11 protein-coding genes are annotated in these 14,177 nt (G+C 57.9%); 3 read left to right on the forward strand and 8 right to left on the reverse strand.

The features are described from left to right. Nucleotides 1-5 precede the first annotated feature (5 nt). The 3 genes from gdhA to GFER_RS11285 all read right to left on the reverse strand — a co-directional run bounded on the left by gdhA (nucleotide 6) and on the right by GFER_RS11285 (nucleotide 5,190). Nucleotides 6-1,355: an NADP-specific glutamate dehydrogenase gene (gene gdhA, locus GFER_RS11275; protein ID WP_040099703.1), complete on the reverse strand. Its 1,350-nt coding sequence runs from the start codon at nucleotides 1,353-1,355 to the stop codon at nucleotides 6-8. Nucleotides 1,356-1,674: 319 nt separating this feature from the next. Beyond that, the gene (gene priA, locus GFER_RS11280) at nucleotides 1,675-3,912 is read right to left on the reverse strand and encodes a replication restart helicase PriA (RefSeq protein ID WP_279615506.1); all 2,238 of its coding nucleotides are present in this window, start codon (nucleotides 3,910-3,912) and stop codon (nucleotides 1,675-1,677) included. A gap of 81 nt (nucleotides 3,913-3,993) precedes the next feature. Continuing rightward, nucleotides 3,994-5,190: an FprA family A-type flavoprotein gene (locus tag GFER_RS11285; protein WP_040099707.1), complete on the reverse strand. Its 1,197-nt coding sequence runs from the start codon at nucleotides 5,188-5,190 to the stop codon at nucleotides 3,994-3,996. Nucleotides 5,191-5,483: 293 nt separating this feature from the next. Between GFER_RS11285 and GFER_RS11290 the strand changes: the two genes are divergently transcribed. Further along, nucleotides 5,484-6,347, forward strand: coding sequence for a metallophosphoesterase (locus GFER_RS11290; RefSeq protein ID WP_052446313.1), 864 nt, complete (start codon nucleotides 5,484-5,486; stop codon nucleotides 6,345-6,347). A 31-nt stretch (nucleotides 6,348-6,378) separates the two neighbouring features. Here GFER_RS11290 and aroF read toward each other — a convergent pair whose 3' ends face one another. After that, nucleotides 6,379-7,389 (reverse strand): 3-deoxy-7-phosphoheptulonate synthase, encoded by a 1,011-nt coding sequence (gene aroF, locus GFER_RS11295; RefSeq protein ID WP_040099709.1) that lies wholly within the window; start codon nucleotides 7,387-7,389, stop codon nucleotides 6,379-6,381. A gap of 264 nt (nucleotides 7,390-7,653) precedes the next feature. Here aroF and GFER_RS11300 point away from each other — a divergent pair, with 264 nt between their 5' ends. Next, nucleotides 7,654-7,974 (forward strand): c-type cytochrome, encoded by a 321-nt coding sequence (locus GFER_RS11300; RefSeq protein WP_052446314.1) that lies wholly within the window; start codon nucleotides 7,654-7,656, stop codon nucleotides 7,972-7,974. Between the two features lie 99 nt (nucleotides 7,975-8,073). Here the strand turns inward: GFER_RS11300 and GFER_RS11305 are convergent, their stop codons facing one another. The 3 genes from GFER_RS11305 to GFER_RS11315 form a co-directional block, all read right to left on the reverse strand. Then, nucleotides 8,074-8,988: a hypothetical protein gene (locus GFER_RS11305; RefSeq protein ID WP_040099936.1), complete on the reverse strand. Its 915-nt coding sequence runs from the start codon at nucleotides 8,986-8,988 to the stop codon at nucleotides 8,074-8,076. A gap of 36 nt (nucleotides 8,989-9,024) precedes the next feature. After that, entirely contained in the window at nucleotides 9,025-9,822 is a 798-nt protein-coding gene (locus GFER_RS18710; RefSeq protein WP_074669441.1) for a hypothetical protein, read from the reverse strand. Nucleotides 9,823-10,026: 204 nt separating this feature from the next. After that, complete coding sequence (locus GFER_RS11315; RefSeq protein ID WP_040099714.1) at nucleotides 10,027-10,713, reverse strand: FKBP-type peptidyl-prolyl cis-trans isomerase; 687 nt, start codon at nucleotides 10,711-10,713, stop codon at nucleotides 10,027-10,029. Between the two features lie 329 nt (nucleotides 10,714-11,042). Between GFER_RS11315 and GFER_RS11320 the strand changes: the two genes are divergently transcribed. Continuing rightward, entirely contained in the window at nucleotides 11,043-12,638 is a 1,596-nt protein-coding gene (locus tag GFER_RS11320; protein ID WP_040099716.1) for a sensor histidine kinase, read from the forward strand. A gap of 76 nt (nucleotides 12,639-12,714) precedes the next feature. Here GFER_RS11320 and GFER_RS11325 read toward each other — a convergent pair whose 3' ends face one another. Continuing rightward, on the reverse strand, nucleotides 12,715-14,136 hold the full coding sequence (locus tag GFER_RS11325; RefSeq protein WP_040099718.1) for a sigma-54-dependent transcriptional regulator: 1,422 nt from the start codon (nucleotides 14,134-14,136) through the stop codon (nucleotides 12,715-12,717). Nucleotides 14,137-14,177 lie beyond the last annotated feature (41 nt).

Here is a 14,177-nt window from a genome sequence, read left to right on the forward strand (position 1 = left end):
TAATTTTAAACCAGGCCCAACGCCACCATGGCCTTGGCCACCTTGATGAAACCGGCAATGTTGGCGCCGTTGACGTAGTTGCCGGGAGTCCCGTATTCTTCGGCGGTTTCATAGCAGGTGTCATGAATGTTCTTCATGATATGCTGCAGGCGCTCCTCGGTGTATTCAAAGGTCCAGGAGTCGCGGCTGGCGTTTTGCTGCATTTCCAGAGCGCTGGTCGCCACTCCGCCGGCATTGGCGGCCTTGCCCGGTCCGTAGGCGATTTCCGCCTGCAGAAAGATGCGCACCCCTTCGGGCGTGGTAGGCATGTTGGCCCCTTCGCCGATGGCGATACAGCCATTTTGCACCAGAGTCTTGGCATCCTTGCCGTTGATTTCGTTCTGCGTTGCCGAAGGCATGGCCACTTGACAGGGTACCTTCCAGATGTTGCCCGCTTCGACGAATTTGGCATCCTTGTGATAATTGATGTAGTCCTTGATGCGGCGCCGCTCGATTTCCTTGAGTTGTTGAACCAGTTCCAGATCAATGCCGGCTTCATGATAGATGTAGCCACCGGAATCGGAACAGGCCACCACCTTGCCACCCAGCTGATGAATCTTCTCGATGGTGTAAATGGCGACGTTGCCCGAACCCGACACCACGCAAGTCTTGCCTTCCAGAGAGTCGCCCCGCGCTTTGAGCATTTCCTGCACGAAGAAGGTCGCGCCGTAGCCGGTGGCTTCGGTACGGACCAGGGAGCCGCCCCAGTCAAGGCCCTTGCCGGTCAAAACGCCGAGTTCATAGCGGTTGGTGATGCGCTTGTACTGGCCGAACATGTAACCGATTTCACGTCCGCCGACGCCGATATCACCGGCCGGCACGTCCGTGTATTCGCCCAGATGGCGATAAAGTTCAGTCATGAAGCTCTGGCAAAAACGCATGATTTCGCCATCGGACTTGCCCTTGGGATCAAAGTCTGAACCGCCCTTGCCGCCACCGATGGGCAATCCGGTCAGGCTGTTCTTGAAGATTTGCTCGAACCCGAGAAACTTGACAATCCCCAGATAAACCGAAGGATGGAAGCGCAGACCGCCCTTGAAGGGCCCAAGCGCGCTGTTAAACTCTACGCGAAAACCACGGTTGATTTGATCCCGACCCTTGTCATCCGACCAGGGCACGCGGAAAATGATCTGCCGCTCAGGTTCGCAGATGCGCTCGATGATTTTATGGTGGGTGAACTCGGGGTGCTTGACCAGCACCGGCCCAAGACACTCAAGAACTTCACGAACAGCTTGATGGAACTCGGTTTCACCAGGGTTGCGCTGCAACACTTCCTGAAAAATCGGCTCAACTTTTTCATCCAATGGAATGGTCATGGGCAATTCCCCCTTTGTAGAGTATCGGTCACCGCAACGCAGCCGGTGCCTGTTTTTTGTTCACAAATACGAACCCAGAGAACAGCACGGGTCAGAACACCGGCATAAAAGCAAAAAGCAAACCAACTTCTGGTGACATTTTACCCACATCGGTTAACCCTTGAACGTGACTGTGTTTTTTCTGCACCTTTACTGATCCTGGAAACTTCGTCCTGCGCCGGCCCTCTGCGAGTGGGTATATTGACTACTCACAAAAAGCTCAACTTTGAAAACTTACTCCACAGGCCTACCCTCTTTGCGAATTCAGTCCGCGAGGAGATCAGAGCATGTCCAGGGGATCAACATCGACGGCGAGACTCAGAGTGCGGGGCAATTTGCGTCGCCGACTGTCGACAACGCCCAGCAGCCGATGCAGAGGCGCACGGGCGGCCGCCTTGAGCAGAATCTGGTAGCGGGTCTTGCCGCGCAACCGCGCCAGGGGGCAGGGAGCAGGACCGAGAATTTCGACCTCGCCGGCCTTGCGGCTCAGCTCCTCGGCCAGCTCCGCCGCGCACCGCTCAACCTGCAGGGGCTGATTGCCCGCCAACACCAGGTTGATAAGGTAGCCGAAGGGTGGATACCCCAGCTCGCGGCGAAACGCAATTTCCTGCTCATAAAACCCTAAATAGTCGTGCCGGGCGGCGCAGGCCAGGGCATGATGGGTCGGCGCATATGTCTGAATCAGAACCCGACCCTGAAGTGTCCCGCGGCCCGCCCGGCCGGCGACCTGGGTCAGCAGGGCAAAGGTGCGCTCGGCGCTGCGAAAGTCAGGAAAATTGAGACTGGAGTCGGCGCCAATGACGCCGACCAAAGTAACACGGGGAAAGTCATGTCCCTTGGCGACCATCTGGGTGCCGATCAGAATGTCGATCGCCCCCTGCTCCATGCCGTCGACAAGGCTTTGATGCGCGCCCTTGCGGCTGGTGGTGTCGCGGTCCATACGTGCGATACGCGCAACGGGAAAAGCCACGGCGAGCTCTTCCTCCAGACGCTCGGTTCCCGCGCCTTCCGGCTCGATACTCGTGCCGCCACAGCCGGAACAGCGTTCTGGCGGCCTTTGTACATAATCACAATAATGGCAGCGCAGCCTGCGACGCGACTGGTAATACGTCAGGGTAATCTCACAGTTGGGGCAGCGAAAGGTCGCCCCACACTCGCGGCACAGCAAATAAGGCGCAAAGCCGCGGCGATTGAGCAGCAACAACGCCTGCTCTTTGCGCTCCAGGGTCGCCGAGAGGGCCTCCATCAACTCCGGCGCCAGCGCTCCCGACAGGCGCCGCCCGCCGAGATCGACCAACTCCACCTCGGGCAGGGGCCGCCCCAGAACCCGGGCATCCAAGGATAAATAACCGGTGTCGCCGGCTTGGGTCCGGTAAAAGGTGGTGAGAGCCGGAGTCGCGCTGCCCAGCACCACCACCGCGGCAGATCCCTGCGCGCGCAGCAAAGCCAGGTCGCGAGCATGGTAGCGCCAGCCCTCGCTCTGCTTGTATCCGGACTCATGCTCCTCGTCGACGACGACAATCCCAAGATCCGGCAAAGGCGCAAAGACCGCCGAGCGCGCGCCGATAACGATCTGCACTTCGCCACGGGCGATGGCGCGCCAGGCGTCATACCTCTCGCCCTCGGAGAGCGCGGAGTGCAGCACGGCAACCCGCGCGCATGCAGCCTGGAAACGTGTCCGGAAACGCGCCACCAGTTGCGGGGTCAGGGCGATTTCCGGCACCAGAACCAGGGCCTGGCGCCCCTGCTCCAGGACCGCGGCGATGGCATGCAGATAAATCTCCGTCTTGCCGCTGCCGGTGACTCCATGCAGCAGAAATTGAGCAAAACGCCCCGCCGCCAAAGCGTCGAGCAGGGCCGCCAAGGCCTGTTGCTGGTCAACGCCGAGCACGGGGCGCACATCGACGGGCACCGGCTGGTCGAGAAAGGGATCGCGGCGCCTCTCTCCCTCACGCACACTGAGAAGATTGAGTTCGACCAGGCGTTTGAGCACCGCATGAGGGGCGGGAAAGTGGCGGGAGATTTCAGACAGGGGCACTTCTTCCCGACCACGCAGCCAGGCAAGGATTTCGCGCTGGCGGGCGCCGGGCGGGTCTTGCACGGCACACGCGGCACGATAAAAACGCTCGGTCACAATATTCACCCGCGTCTTGACCGCAGTCAGCCCGGCAGGCAGAGCGGCGCGCAGAACCTCGCCCAGGGGATGATGGTAATAAGCGGCGGCGCGCCTCAGAAAAGCCAGCATAGGCGAAGACAGCAGAGGCTGAAGATCAAGCACCTCTTCCACGGGGCGCAGCCCCTCCACGCCCGCGGACGCAAGCTCAAGGATTACCCCCAGCGCGCGCCGATTCCCAAGCGGAACGCGCACCCGGACTCCCGGCGCCACCTGCTCGCGCAGAGCAGCCGGCACCTCATAGGAAAGAGGCTTGTCCAGCGGGGCGAACACCGCAACCACGGCGCTCAATGCCGACGGGCAGCCCCCCTCACCAGTCTGTGGACCTGGGTCCATGGGGCGCATGCCGAATCCTCCGGATAAAAAAACGCATCCCCTCCGCGCGCCGAGAAACCAGGCGCGCGGAGGGGATGCGCAACACGAGAATCAATCTTCCTGGTTCAGGCTTTGGGCCAACTTACGGCCGAACTCCCGGCAGCCTTCCACATCCGCATCCGTTGGCGTGAAGCGAAAGGAAATACCAGGTATCGGCAGCTGATACTTGAGACCGCGCAAGCGCTCCTCGATCAGCTTGACCGCCTCGCCGCTCCAGCCGAAAGAGCCGAACACTCCGGCGACCTTGCCTTTGGGTGTCACCGATGACAACAACGACAGCACCCGCCACACCGGCGGCGGCGCGTCGCGATTTATCGTGGGCGATCCGACCACCAGGGCATCGGCTTTTTCGAGTTCGTCCCGCACCAGTTCGTCGTCGAGATCGACCAGGCCGAATTCGGTGACGCTGATATCGGCTTCTTCCAGCCCCGCGCGCACCGCTGCGCCCATGGTGCGGGTGTTGCCGTGCGGCGAGAGGGTCAACAGGAGTACCTGTTTTTGCGGGGAAGCCGGGGGCGGCGCCGCCCAGGCGCGGTAAGCGTCAATGGACTTCTGGGGATCACGTCGCAAGATCGGTCCATGCGACGGACAGACCAACGTCAGGGGCAAATTTTCAATTTTCGTGAGCGCCTCGCGGATGGATGATTTAAAGGGGCGCATGATGGTGTCGAAATAAAAACGGAATTCTTCGGAAAAATCCTCGACCTGGTCATTGTAAAGACCCTCGCCGCAGAAATGAGCCCCGAAGGCATCGCAAGAAAAAAGCAGATCCTCTTCGGGAAGGAAGGTGAACATGGTATCGGGCCAATGCAGGTTGGGGGCCAGAATAAAGCGCAGGGTTTTGTCGCCGAGGCTGATTTCCTCGCCATCACTGACCGCATGGACCGTAAAAGGCTGCACGTAGAGTTGCCGCAGAAAGTTCTCGCCGGCACGGGTGCAATAAACCCTGATGTCGGGATTGATCTCCAGAAGTCGTCCCAGGGCGCCCGTATGGTCGGGCTCGGTGTGATTGACCACGACCAGGTCGATATCCGACAAGGGAACGAGCTTCTGCAGTTTATCCAGATACTCGTCGGTAAAAGGCTCCTTCACCGTATCGATCAGCGCGATTTTTTCCGACCCGCGGACCAGATAGGCATTGTAGGTGGTGCCGTGCAAGGTGGGAAAAAGCTCATCGAAGACTTCCAGGTCGGGATGACGGGCCCCCACCCAGAAGATATCCGGACGAATCTCGGCAGAACTGGACATAATGGGTTCTCCTTGAAAATCAAAATCGGCGGATCAATGGTTGACAATTCAGGTAAACTATAATGCCCTTGGCACCGATTGGCAAGAAGGCCCTAAAGCCACACTGGCAGAGAGAACATCAAAAATGCTATAGTTGCAGCTTAAAAAAAGGAAAAAACCTATTCAGCTGCAACGCTCAATTGCGCGGCAAGGAGTGGCGCTTGAGTGTAGCGGTCACTGTTCAGGCCGCACGCGATGGTGCTGCGTCCTGCGTTGCGCGCTGAACCGTCACAAAAGAACAGAGGTTTGTGCTGATGAATGACCCCGACGCCCCCCAAGTCCCTCCGGAAAAGCCGGGCATTTCCAGGCGCACACTTCTGATCTCGGTCGGATTGGGCGCCGGAGCCCTGGCGCTGGGCAAGGGATTGTGGCACGAACCACGCACGGCGCAACTCGAACAAATTCACCTGCCCCTCGACAAAATCCCCCCGGGTCGGCAACTGCGCGTCGTCCAGCTCTCAGACCTGCACATCCGGCAATTCACCAGATATCACCTGAGCGTGGCGCGGCTGGTCGACAAGCTCGCTCCTGATCTGATCGTCATCACAGGCGACTTTCTCGATCAGCAGCGCAACCTCTCCGCCGTAGGCAAGTTTCTCGACCACCTGCAAGCGCCTGCCGGCATCTTCGCGGTGCAGGGCAATTGGGAATACTGGGCGCGCATCGAAGGCGATAAATTACGCCAGGCTTTTGCCCGCTGGGGCGTCACCCTGCTGATCAACGAACGCCTCGACCTTGAGGTCCAGGACACTCCGCTGTCCATCCTCGGCCTGGACTATCCCTCAGCGGCCGATGCCTTGAAAAAACTCCAACAACAAAGCGACCCCGCACGGGTGAATCTGCTGCTTTCCCATGTTCCGGCCTTTGACCACGACCTGCTTGACGGTCGTCTCGATCTGCTGCTGGCGGGCCACACCCATGGCGGACAGGTGCGGTTTCCGGGGGTCACGCCCTTTTATCTGCCACGCTTCTCTGAACCCTTTGTCTCCGGACTCTACCATGTGGGCCCCGGCACCCCCCTTTATGTCAATCGCGGGATCGGTACCAGTTTTATGCCGGTACGCTTTCTCTGCCCGCCGGAAATCACCTTATTCAACTTGACGTCTACAAGGGTTTGAACCGCCGCCCACGCGGCACCGGGCAACTCCTTCAGTAGCCCAGGTAACTCAGCAGCGCCCGAATATCGCCCATCATTTCACGAAACTCCTCGCCGTCAAGGCTCTGGGCTCCGTCGCACAACGCCTTGGCCGGGTCAGGGTGTACCTCGACCATAATGCCGTGGGCTCCAGCGACCAGAGCGGCCTTGCTCATGACCGCAACCAGTGAACGCTTACCGGTGGCATGGCTGGGGTCGACAAGAATCGGCAGGTGACTCAATTCACGAACCAGCGGCACCACGGAGAGATCCAAAGTGTTGCGCGTTGCACGTTCAAAGGTGCGGATCCCTCGCTCACAGAGAATCACCCGCGAATTACCCTCGGCCAGGATATATTCCGCCGCGGCCAGAAACTCTTCAAGCGTCGCACTCATCCCACGTTTGAGCAATACGGGATGGCGACACTTCCCAACCTCCTTGAGCAGATCAAAGTTCTGCATATTGCGCGCACCGATCTGCAGAATATCGGCATAGCGGCACACCGCATCAAGCTGTTCAATCCGCATGATTTCGGTCACGACCGGCATACCCACCGCATCGCCCGCCTGCCGCAGATATTTAAGGCCTTTTTCACCGAGCCCCTGAAAGGAGTGGGGGCCGGTGCGCGGCTTAAACGCACCGCCCCGCAGGATCTGGGCCCCGCCATCCCGGGCGATCCGCGCTGCAGCCACCATCTGCTCCGGACTTTCAATACTGCACGGGCCGGCAATAACCACCGGCGGATGCCCATCGCCGATCTTGACCGCTCCGACCTCGACCAGAGTGGACTCCGGATGAAAATCCCGCGAAACTAATTTATAAGGTTTACTGACGTGAATGCATTCGCGTACGCCCGGCAAATTGCGAATCGCCGTGTCATCAACGTAGCCCTGATTGCCGAGAACCCCGATGGCGGTCCGCTCGCGGCCGGGTATCGGCGCGGCTTGCAAACCCATGGCTTCGACGGCTTCTTGCACTGCCCGCACCTGGGCGGCACTGGCATTGTGGTCCATAACAATGAGCATGGCTGAGAACTCCTCACAAAAGATAAGGCCCGGGGCGCTGTCGCAAGAGCCGAGCAGGGCACTCAGAGTACCGGGCAAAACGCAACATTTCAATCTATTTGCAACACCCGAGCATCGATCAGCTTGCCTGATGACAGGTTTCGGTTATCCTATCTGCTGGAAGTTACACGCACAAGCCAGGGCATCGTCATTCAGAAGGATGCTTCCATCCCTTCCTCCTGAATACGAAAACACTCTTACTCTAAAAAAGGAGTCCCGCAAACCATGAAATGGAAACTCGCCAAAACGGCAACCCTAGCCGCGATCTGCGCTCTCATTACCGCCGCTCCGGCCGCGGCAGATGAGGCCCGCGGACGTGAACTGATCAGCTCTCTCGGTTGCAAAGGTTGCCATCAATTCGAAGGCAGCGGCGGCACCCTGGCTCCAGCCCTTGACGGAACCGGGGAGAGATTCGACGCGGAACGGATCAGGAAACAACTGACCGAGCCCGGCAGCCTCAACCCAAACACCATGATGCCTTCCTACTCTCATTTGCCTGAAGAAGAGCTCAAAAGCCTGGTCGACTTTCTGGCAGAGCTGAAGTAAGCCGAAGCAACGCAAAACTGGGGTGCCTCAACGACAAAGGCGCGGCCTGTATGGCCGCGCCTTTGTCGTTGGCATTACATGAACGCCTGTTCGGTGAGACTATCTGCGCCTGACGGGCAAGTCATGCACGTTGAGATGGCACGTCAGACAGTTGGGGAAGCGCTCGTGCAGGTTTGCGCTGTGCGGCGCCCCGTGACAAGAGGCACAGGTGGGGATCAGCCCGTGGTCCGTGTGGCAAACGGTGCAGTTGACCTGACCGTGCTTGCTCGGCGTCTTTTCCCAGTCGGTATAAGCCGTGGTATGGCAAGCCTCACAGGTGCGTGCGCCGGTGGTCGCGGTAAACGTCATCTCCAGCGGCTTATGCACCGGATGACACTCAGCGCAACTCACGAGCGGTTGCCCCTGATAGTGAGGCCCGTGACATTCAAAGCAGGACGGCACATAACCGTGCTGATCATAATGGCAAAGGGTACAATCCTGCTCGGTATGCAGGCTCGGAAACTGAGCAAGTTCCGCCGCGGGGCCGCCGTGACAATCGGCACAGACATCCGCGACCGGAGTCTGCGCATAGGGAATATAAAGCGGCGCGTGTGGATTAATGTGGCAGCCCAGGCAATCCGTGAGTTTTTCACCGTGCGGCAAGGTATGGCAACTGGCGCAATCAGGCATGATGTCGTCCCAGTTCTGGCGCACCGGGCTGTAAGCGTGAAAAACCTCATGGCATTCGCGACAATCGAAGCGATGCTTACCGCCCTCATCCCGAATTGCCTCGAAGTAGGTGGGATGACACTGACCGCACTGCGCCAGAGTCAATGGCACGATCTCGACATCATAAGGGTCGCGAGCCGGTTCGGGGGCAGGTGCCCGCGCCGCTCTGAGTTCGGTGGGCTGCGCGGCGGCGACCGCTGGCTCGGCAGTCTTCGCCTCGCTCGTCGGAAGTGTGCAGGCAGCCACCGCCATAAGACCCAGTAGAACCAAGGCAGTGAACAGCGAATGTTTAAAACCTCTTTTCATGCTTTTCATTGCTTACTTCCCCTTTTCCCGGTTGGCTCAATAGGTGAGGTCGTGAGCGGTATTGTGGCAGCTACCGCAGCTGGGGAACTTAGCATGAATTCCCGGCGCATGCGGCGAGCCGTGACAATCTGCGCACAACGGCACCATCATGTGCTTGTCCTGGTGGCAGTAGACACAGGCCAGCGACTGGTGCTTAGAGGGGTTGGCAAGAAGCTCCTCATTGGCGACGTCGTGGCAGGCCGCGCAATGCATGTTCGGCAGGTCGTCGTCATAGACCACATGCAGAGGCTTGTGCGCGCCGTGGCAGCTCGCGCAGTCTGCGTTGGTCTGCTCGGGAGAATGGGGACGGTGGCATTGTACGCAATCGGGAACATAACCGTGGGTATCCGCATGACAGAAATTACACGCGACATCCTTGTGAGCGCTGGGATGAGCGGCAAGCTGCTGCCCGATGGGCATGTGGCAGGTCAGACATTCGTTGACCAGATCACCCTGGAGGGTCAGCTCCAAAGGGGTATGGGCGTTGGTGTGACACTGCGCGCAATTGGGCAGATCAAAATGCGGCGTGCCGGCATGACACATGGAGCAGGCGGGAATGGCATCCGCCACTGCAGGGGGATGCCCAATGTGGCAGTCAAGGCAGTTGACTGCGGTTTTGTGCGCACGGCCCTTTTCAGCAATTTCCCTGGGCTGCGCCTCGTGGCATTTGATGCAATCGGCGTTCTGCAAAACAGCCGCTTCGGCCTGCGTGGAAAACCCAACCGCAAGCGCCAGCCAACCTAGGAGCACAAAGGCCCCCAAACCAAGGCGACACAATCTCTTGTTCTCTCTCATTTGTTCTTTCCTCCTGTCCCAACTCCGTTAATAAAACAACCCCCGCAGGGAATGGATCTTGATAATTACATGCACAACTCCCCCTTGGGGGAGAGCACTCCAGCGACCCTATCTTAATTAGCCCACCCGGCGGACAATGTCAACACGAAGGACAGGCACGCGACGGCCGCGCCGGAAAAAATTTTGGGTAGAAACAGCAGAACCCTAGTTTACCGAAAGCAGTTCGACGTCAAAAATCAGGGTTTGATTAGGTCCGATGACCTGCCCGGCACCCTGCTCGCCGTAAGCGAGTTCGGCCGGGAGAAAAATTTTCCACTTGGCGCCCTCTTTCATCAACTGCAGGGCTTCGGTCCAACCGGGGATCACCCCGGAAACAGGAAAGGTAACAGGCTCGCGGCCGTAGGAACTGTCGAATTCCGTGCCGTCGACCAAGGTGCCACGATAATGCACGGTGACGGTACTATCAGGGCCGGGTGATTTGCCCGAGCCTGCTGTGATTACCTGATACTGCAGACCGCTGGCGGTGGTTTTAACGTCCTTTTTCTTGGCATTTTCCGCCAAAAAAGCCTTACCCTTTTCAAGGTTTTCACGACCCATTTGCTCCTGCATCGCCATATGCCGCATCATCATCTCGCGCTGCATCTCTTCCATGGCAAGCTCCATTTCCTCGTCGCCCATGCGCGAGGTTCCGGCCAGGGCATCACGAACGCCGTCAGCGATCAACTCGGGAGTCACAGCCACACCGCCCATTTTCAGATCCCGCCCAAGTTGTTGACCCAGGGCATAGGAAAACCGATCGGTGTTCGAATCCAGGGGCGGATTCTGTACGGCGCCCGCCGACACAGCGACCATAAGCAAAAAGCAAAGCAGCAGAATACATGATTTATTCATGAGAAGAACATCCTTTCACAAACGGCTAAAAAAAGAAAACCCTCCGAAAAAAACCTTACCAATCCGCACGACTGCGGGTGCCATTCTAATACCGCGACAGACACCAACTGTCAACCGCAGAAAATTCATGGACCGACCACGCACCAGAACCTTCCTTTTCCCACGGAAAAAGGCGTAATCGTCCAAACTCAAATTGACTGCCCGGAAGGAAGGTTGGATAATGACACCGATAAAATCTCAGGATAGTTCAGGCTGGCGGTCTTCACGCGCCGGCCCTTAGGGCTAGGCAACATCGTGGTTGCGACTTATCGCAACAAGAGGAGAGTGCTGTGCGCGTCAATCTCATCACCAAGGTGACCTTGGTCACGGGTGTCGTCCTGCTGGTGGCGATGGTGCTGTTCGCATTTATCAACGTCACGACACTCAAAAAGATCTTTCTTGAAGAAGCCATTCACGATGTCGACAATCTCAGCGAAACCCTCATCCGCTCAACGCACTACCAAATGCTAGAAGATGACCGCAAACGCGTCTACCAGATGATTCAGGAGGTCGGTACGCAGCGGGGCATCGAGCATATTCGCCTGATCAACAAGGATGGGGAAATCACCTTTTCAACGGAGCGCGCCGAAATCGGCACGATTCTCGACAAAAACACCGAAGGCTGCAATGTTTGTCACGCCGAAGACACGCCCCTGATCCACGCTTCCTCCATGAACCGCAGTCGCATTTTCGCAGATCGCGACGGCAAGGAGGTGCTCGGCATGGCCAGGGCCATCTATAACCAGGAAAGCTGCGCCACCGCCGACTGCCATTTCCATCCCCCCGACCTCAGCATGGTCGGCATTCTCGACGTCATCGTTTCCCTCGACGGCATGCATATGCAAACCGCCACCTATCGCAACAACATCATCGTGCTGACCCTGATGCTCTTGCTGATTGTGGCGTCCTGCCTGACCCTGGTGACACAGAGGTTCATCACCAACCCACTCAGCAAACTACTCCACCATACCCAGAGGATCGCCCAGGGCGATTGGTCGCCTGTCGAGCTGAAGTCTCATGATGAATTCGGCAAGTTGGCCGGCGCCTTCAATGATATGACTCACAACCTCAAGCAGGCCCAGGACGAATTGGCCCAGTGGGGCTCTCAGCTCGAGGCCAAGGTTGAGGAACGCACCCATGAAATCAAGAACATGCAGTCACGCCTTATTCGTTCGGAAAAAGTTGCATCCCTTGGTGAATTGGTGGCCGGCATCGCTCATGAACTGAACAATCCTTTGACCGGGGTACTCATGTTTTCCTCGATGATCGCCGAGGATCCGCGACTGGACCCCGCCCTTAAACCCGATTTCGACACCATTATCCACGAAACCCAGCGGTGCGCCGAAATCGTGCGCGGCCTGCTTGATTTCGCCCGCGAAAGCGTGCCCCAAAAATCGCACTGCGCGGTGGAACAGGTTCTCGAGCAAACCCTGATTCTGGTATCTCACCATAGCTCCTTCCACGATATCCGCGTGGAGCGCGACTACGGTTCCCCCCCCCAGATTCTGGCCGACCCCAACCAACTTGAACAAGTATTCATGAACCTTCTCATAAACGCCAGCCAAGCCATGGAAAACGGCGGAACGCTGAAGATCAAAACAGGAACCCTGAACCGGGATGCGCAGGTGTTTGTAAAAATCAGCGACAGCGGCTGTGGGATTGCGGAGGAAAATCTCACCAAAATCTTTGATCCGTTTTTTTCCACCAAGGGTCACAAGGGAACAGGACTGGGATTGTCCGTATCCTACGGCATCATCGAAAACCACGGTGGAAAAATCGAGGTGCAAAGCCGCATGGGGGAAGGCACCACCTTCACCGTTCTGCTGCCGGCCAGCTTTGAGCAGAAAAAACAGCGTGCCGAAAGCGGCCTGGCCGCCACCGCCTGAGATTTTTGCCAAAATCGTTCACGAAAAAAGCCGCAGGGAAATCCCCTGCGGCTTTTTTCGGTCAATAAGAATACCCTTATGAATTTGCGGAATGCTCACGCACCGAGATACCCTGCTTTTTCAGCAAGGCCTGAAAGTTGGGGCGCAGCATGCCGACTTCTTCGGCGGCCCGCGTGATATTCCAATCGTTGCGTTTGAGAGCGTCGAGCACGAACGCTCGCTCAACAGGCGCCACGGCCTGCTCACGCACATGACGTTTGGTTTCCTTGAGTTCATCGGCCGTGCGCGGAACAAAATGACAAAACAATTGGTCATCTTCGCCCGCGGCGGACGGCAGCTCCAGGTCGTCCTCTTCGATCAGGTCATCTGCCGCCAGCACCACCGCACGCTCGATGACGTTTTCCAACTCGCGCACATTGCCGGGAAAAGAATGACGCTCGATACACGCCATGGCCGCCGGAGTCATTCCGCGAATCTCCTTCCCCATTTCCCGCGAGAATTTTTGCAGAAAATGACCGACGAGGATCGGCAGGTCCCCAAGACGCTCTCTCAGAGGCGGCAAATCGACGGGGATGATATTGAGACGAAAAAACAGGTCTTCACGGAACAGGCCCTCGCTGACCATCTCCTTGAGGCTTCGATTGGTCGCCGCGACCAGGCGAATATCAATGGGTACCGGCTTGGTGCCACCGATGGGCGTCACTTCGCGTTCCTGCAAGACCCGCAACAATTTGGCCTGAGTGGTGAGGCTGATATTGGATACTTCATCGAGAAACAAGGTGCCGCCATCCGCGACTTTAAACAAGCCGGTTTTGGTCTGTACGGCCCCGGTGAATGATCCCTTGACATGGCCGAAAAGTTCACTCTCCAGCAGAGTTTCCGCCAGAGACGTGCAGTCAACGGCAACAAACGCCTGATCTTTGCGCGGGCTGTTGCGATGGACCGCCCGGGCGACCAATTCCTTACCGGTGCCGCTTTCGCCGGTGATCATGACGGTGCTATCGGTGGGCGCGACCTGAATAATACGACGATACACCTTCTGCATCGCCTTGCTTTCACCAACGAAGGAATCAAAGCCGTGACGGTCTTTGAGTTCCTTCTTGAGATAGAAATTTTCTAGAAGCATCGCCCGCTGCCCGAGGGCTTTTTCGACGATGCCGAGGATCTGGTCAGGCGTGAAGGGCTTGGCGAGATAGTCGAAGGCGCCGTTCTTCATGGCCTCGACAGCGGTATCGACGGTCGAATAGCCGGTGATGATGATCACCGGCACGTCGGGCTGCAGGATCCGGATGGCCTTGAGAACCTCCATGCCGCTCATGCCGGGCATTTTCAGGTCGGTAACGACGATGTCAAAATCATCCTCCTGCAGACGCTCAACGGCAACCTGACCGCTGGCCGCTACATCGACCCGATACTTGTTGTTTTCGAGAATGCGCCGAATACCCTCGCGTATCACGCTCTCGTCGTCAACCACCAGAATGCGCGCCTCATCCCTCATCTGACCTGCTCCCTCCAACGGCAACTATGTGCATGCTGAGC

It is taken from the genome of Geoalkalibacter ferrihydriticus DSM 17813, from assembly GCF_000820505.1.
Taxonomy (GTDB): domain Bacteria; phylum Desulfobacterota; class Desulfuromonadia; order Desulfuromonadales; family Geoalkalibacteraceae; genus Geoalkalibacter; species Geoalkalibacter ferrihydriticus.

Excerpts from the sequence above, each read along its gene's own strand:
- gdhA (WP_040099703.1), bottom strand. The coding sequence starts at position 1,355 with ATGACCATTCCATTGGATGAAAAAGTTGAGCCGATTTTTCAGGAAGTG.
- priA (WP_279615506.1), bottom strand. The coding sequence starts at position 3,912 with ATGCGCCCCATGGACCCAGGTCCACAGACTGGTGAGGGGGGCTGCCCG.
- GFER_RS11285 (WP_040099707.1), bottom strand. The coding sequence starts at position 5,190 with ATGTCCAGTTCTGCCGAGATTCGTCCGGATATCTTCTGGGTGGGGGCC.
- GFER_RS11290 (WP_052446313.1), top strand. The coding sequence starts at position 5,484 with ATGAATGACCCCGACGCCCCCCAAGTCCCTCCGGAAAAGCCGGGCATT.
- aroF (WP_040099709.1), bottom strand. The coding sequence starts at position 7,389 with ATGCTCATTGTTATGGACCACAATGCCAGTGCCGCCCAGGTGCGGGCA.
- GFER_RS11300 (WP_052446314.1), top strand. The coding sequence starts at position 7,654 with ATGAAATGGAAACTCGCCAAAACGGCAACCCTAGCCGCGATCTGCGCT.
- GFER_RS11305 (WP_040099936.1), bottom strand. The coding sequence starts at position 8,988 with ATGAAAAGAGGTTTTAAACATTCGCTGTTCACTGCCTTGGTTCTACTG.
- GFER_RS18710 (WP_074669441.1), bottom strand. The coding sequence starts at position 9,822 with ATGAGAGAGAACAAGAGATTGTGTCGCCTTGGTTTGGGGGCCTTTGTG.
- GFER_RS11315 (WP_040099714.1), bottom strand. The coding sequence starts at position 10,713 with ATGAATAAATCATGTATTCTGCTGCTTTGCTTTTTGCTTATGGTCGCT.
- GFER_RS11325 (WP_040099718.1), bottom strand. The coding sequence starts at position 14,136 with ATGAGGGATGAGGCGCGCATTCTGGTGGTTGACGACGAGAGCGTGATA.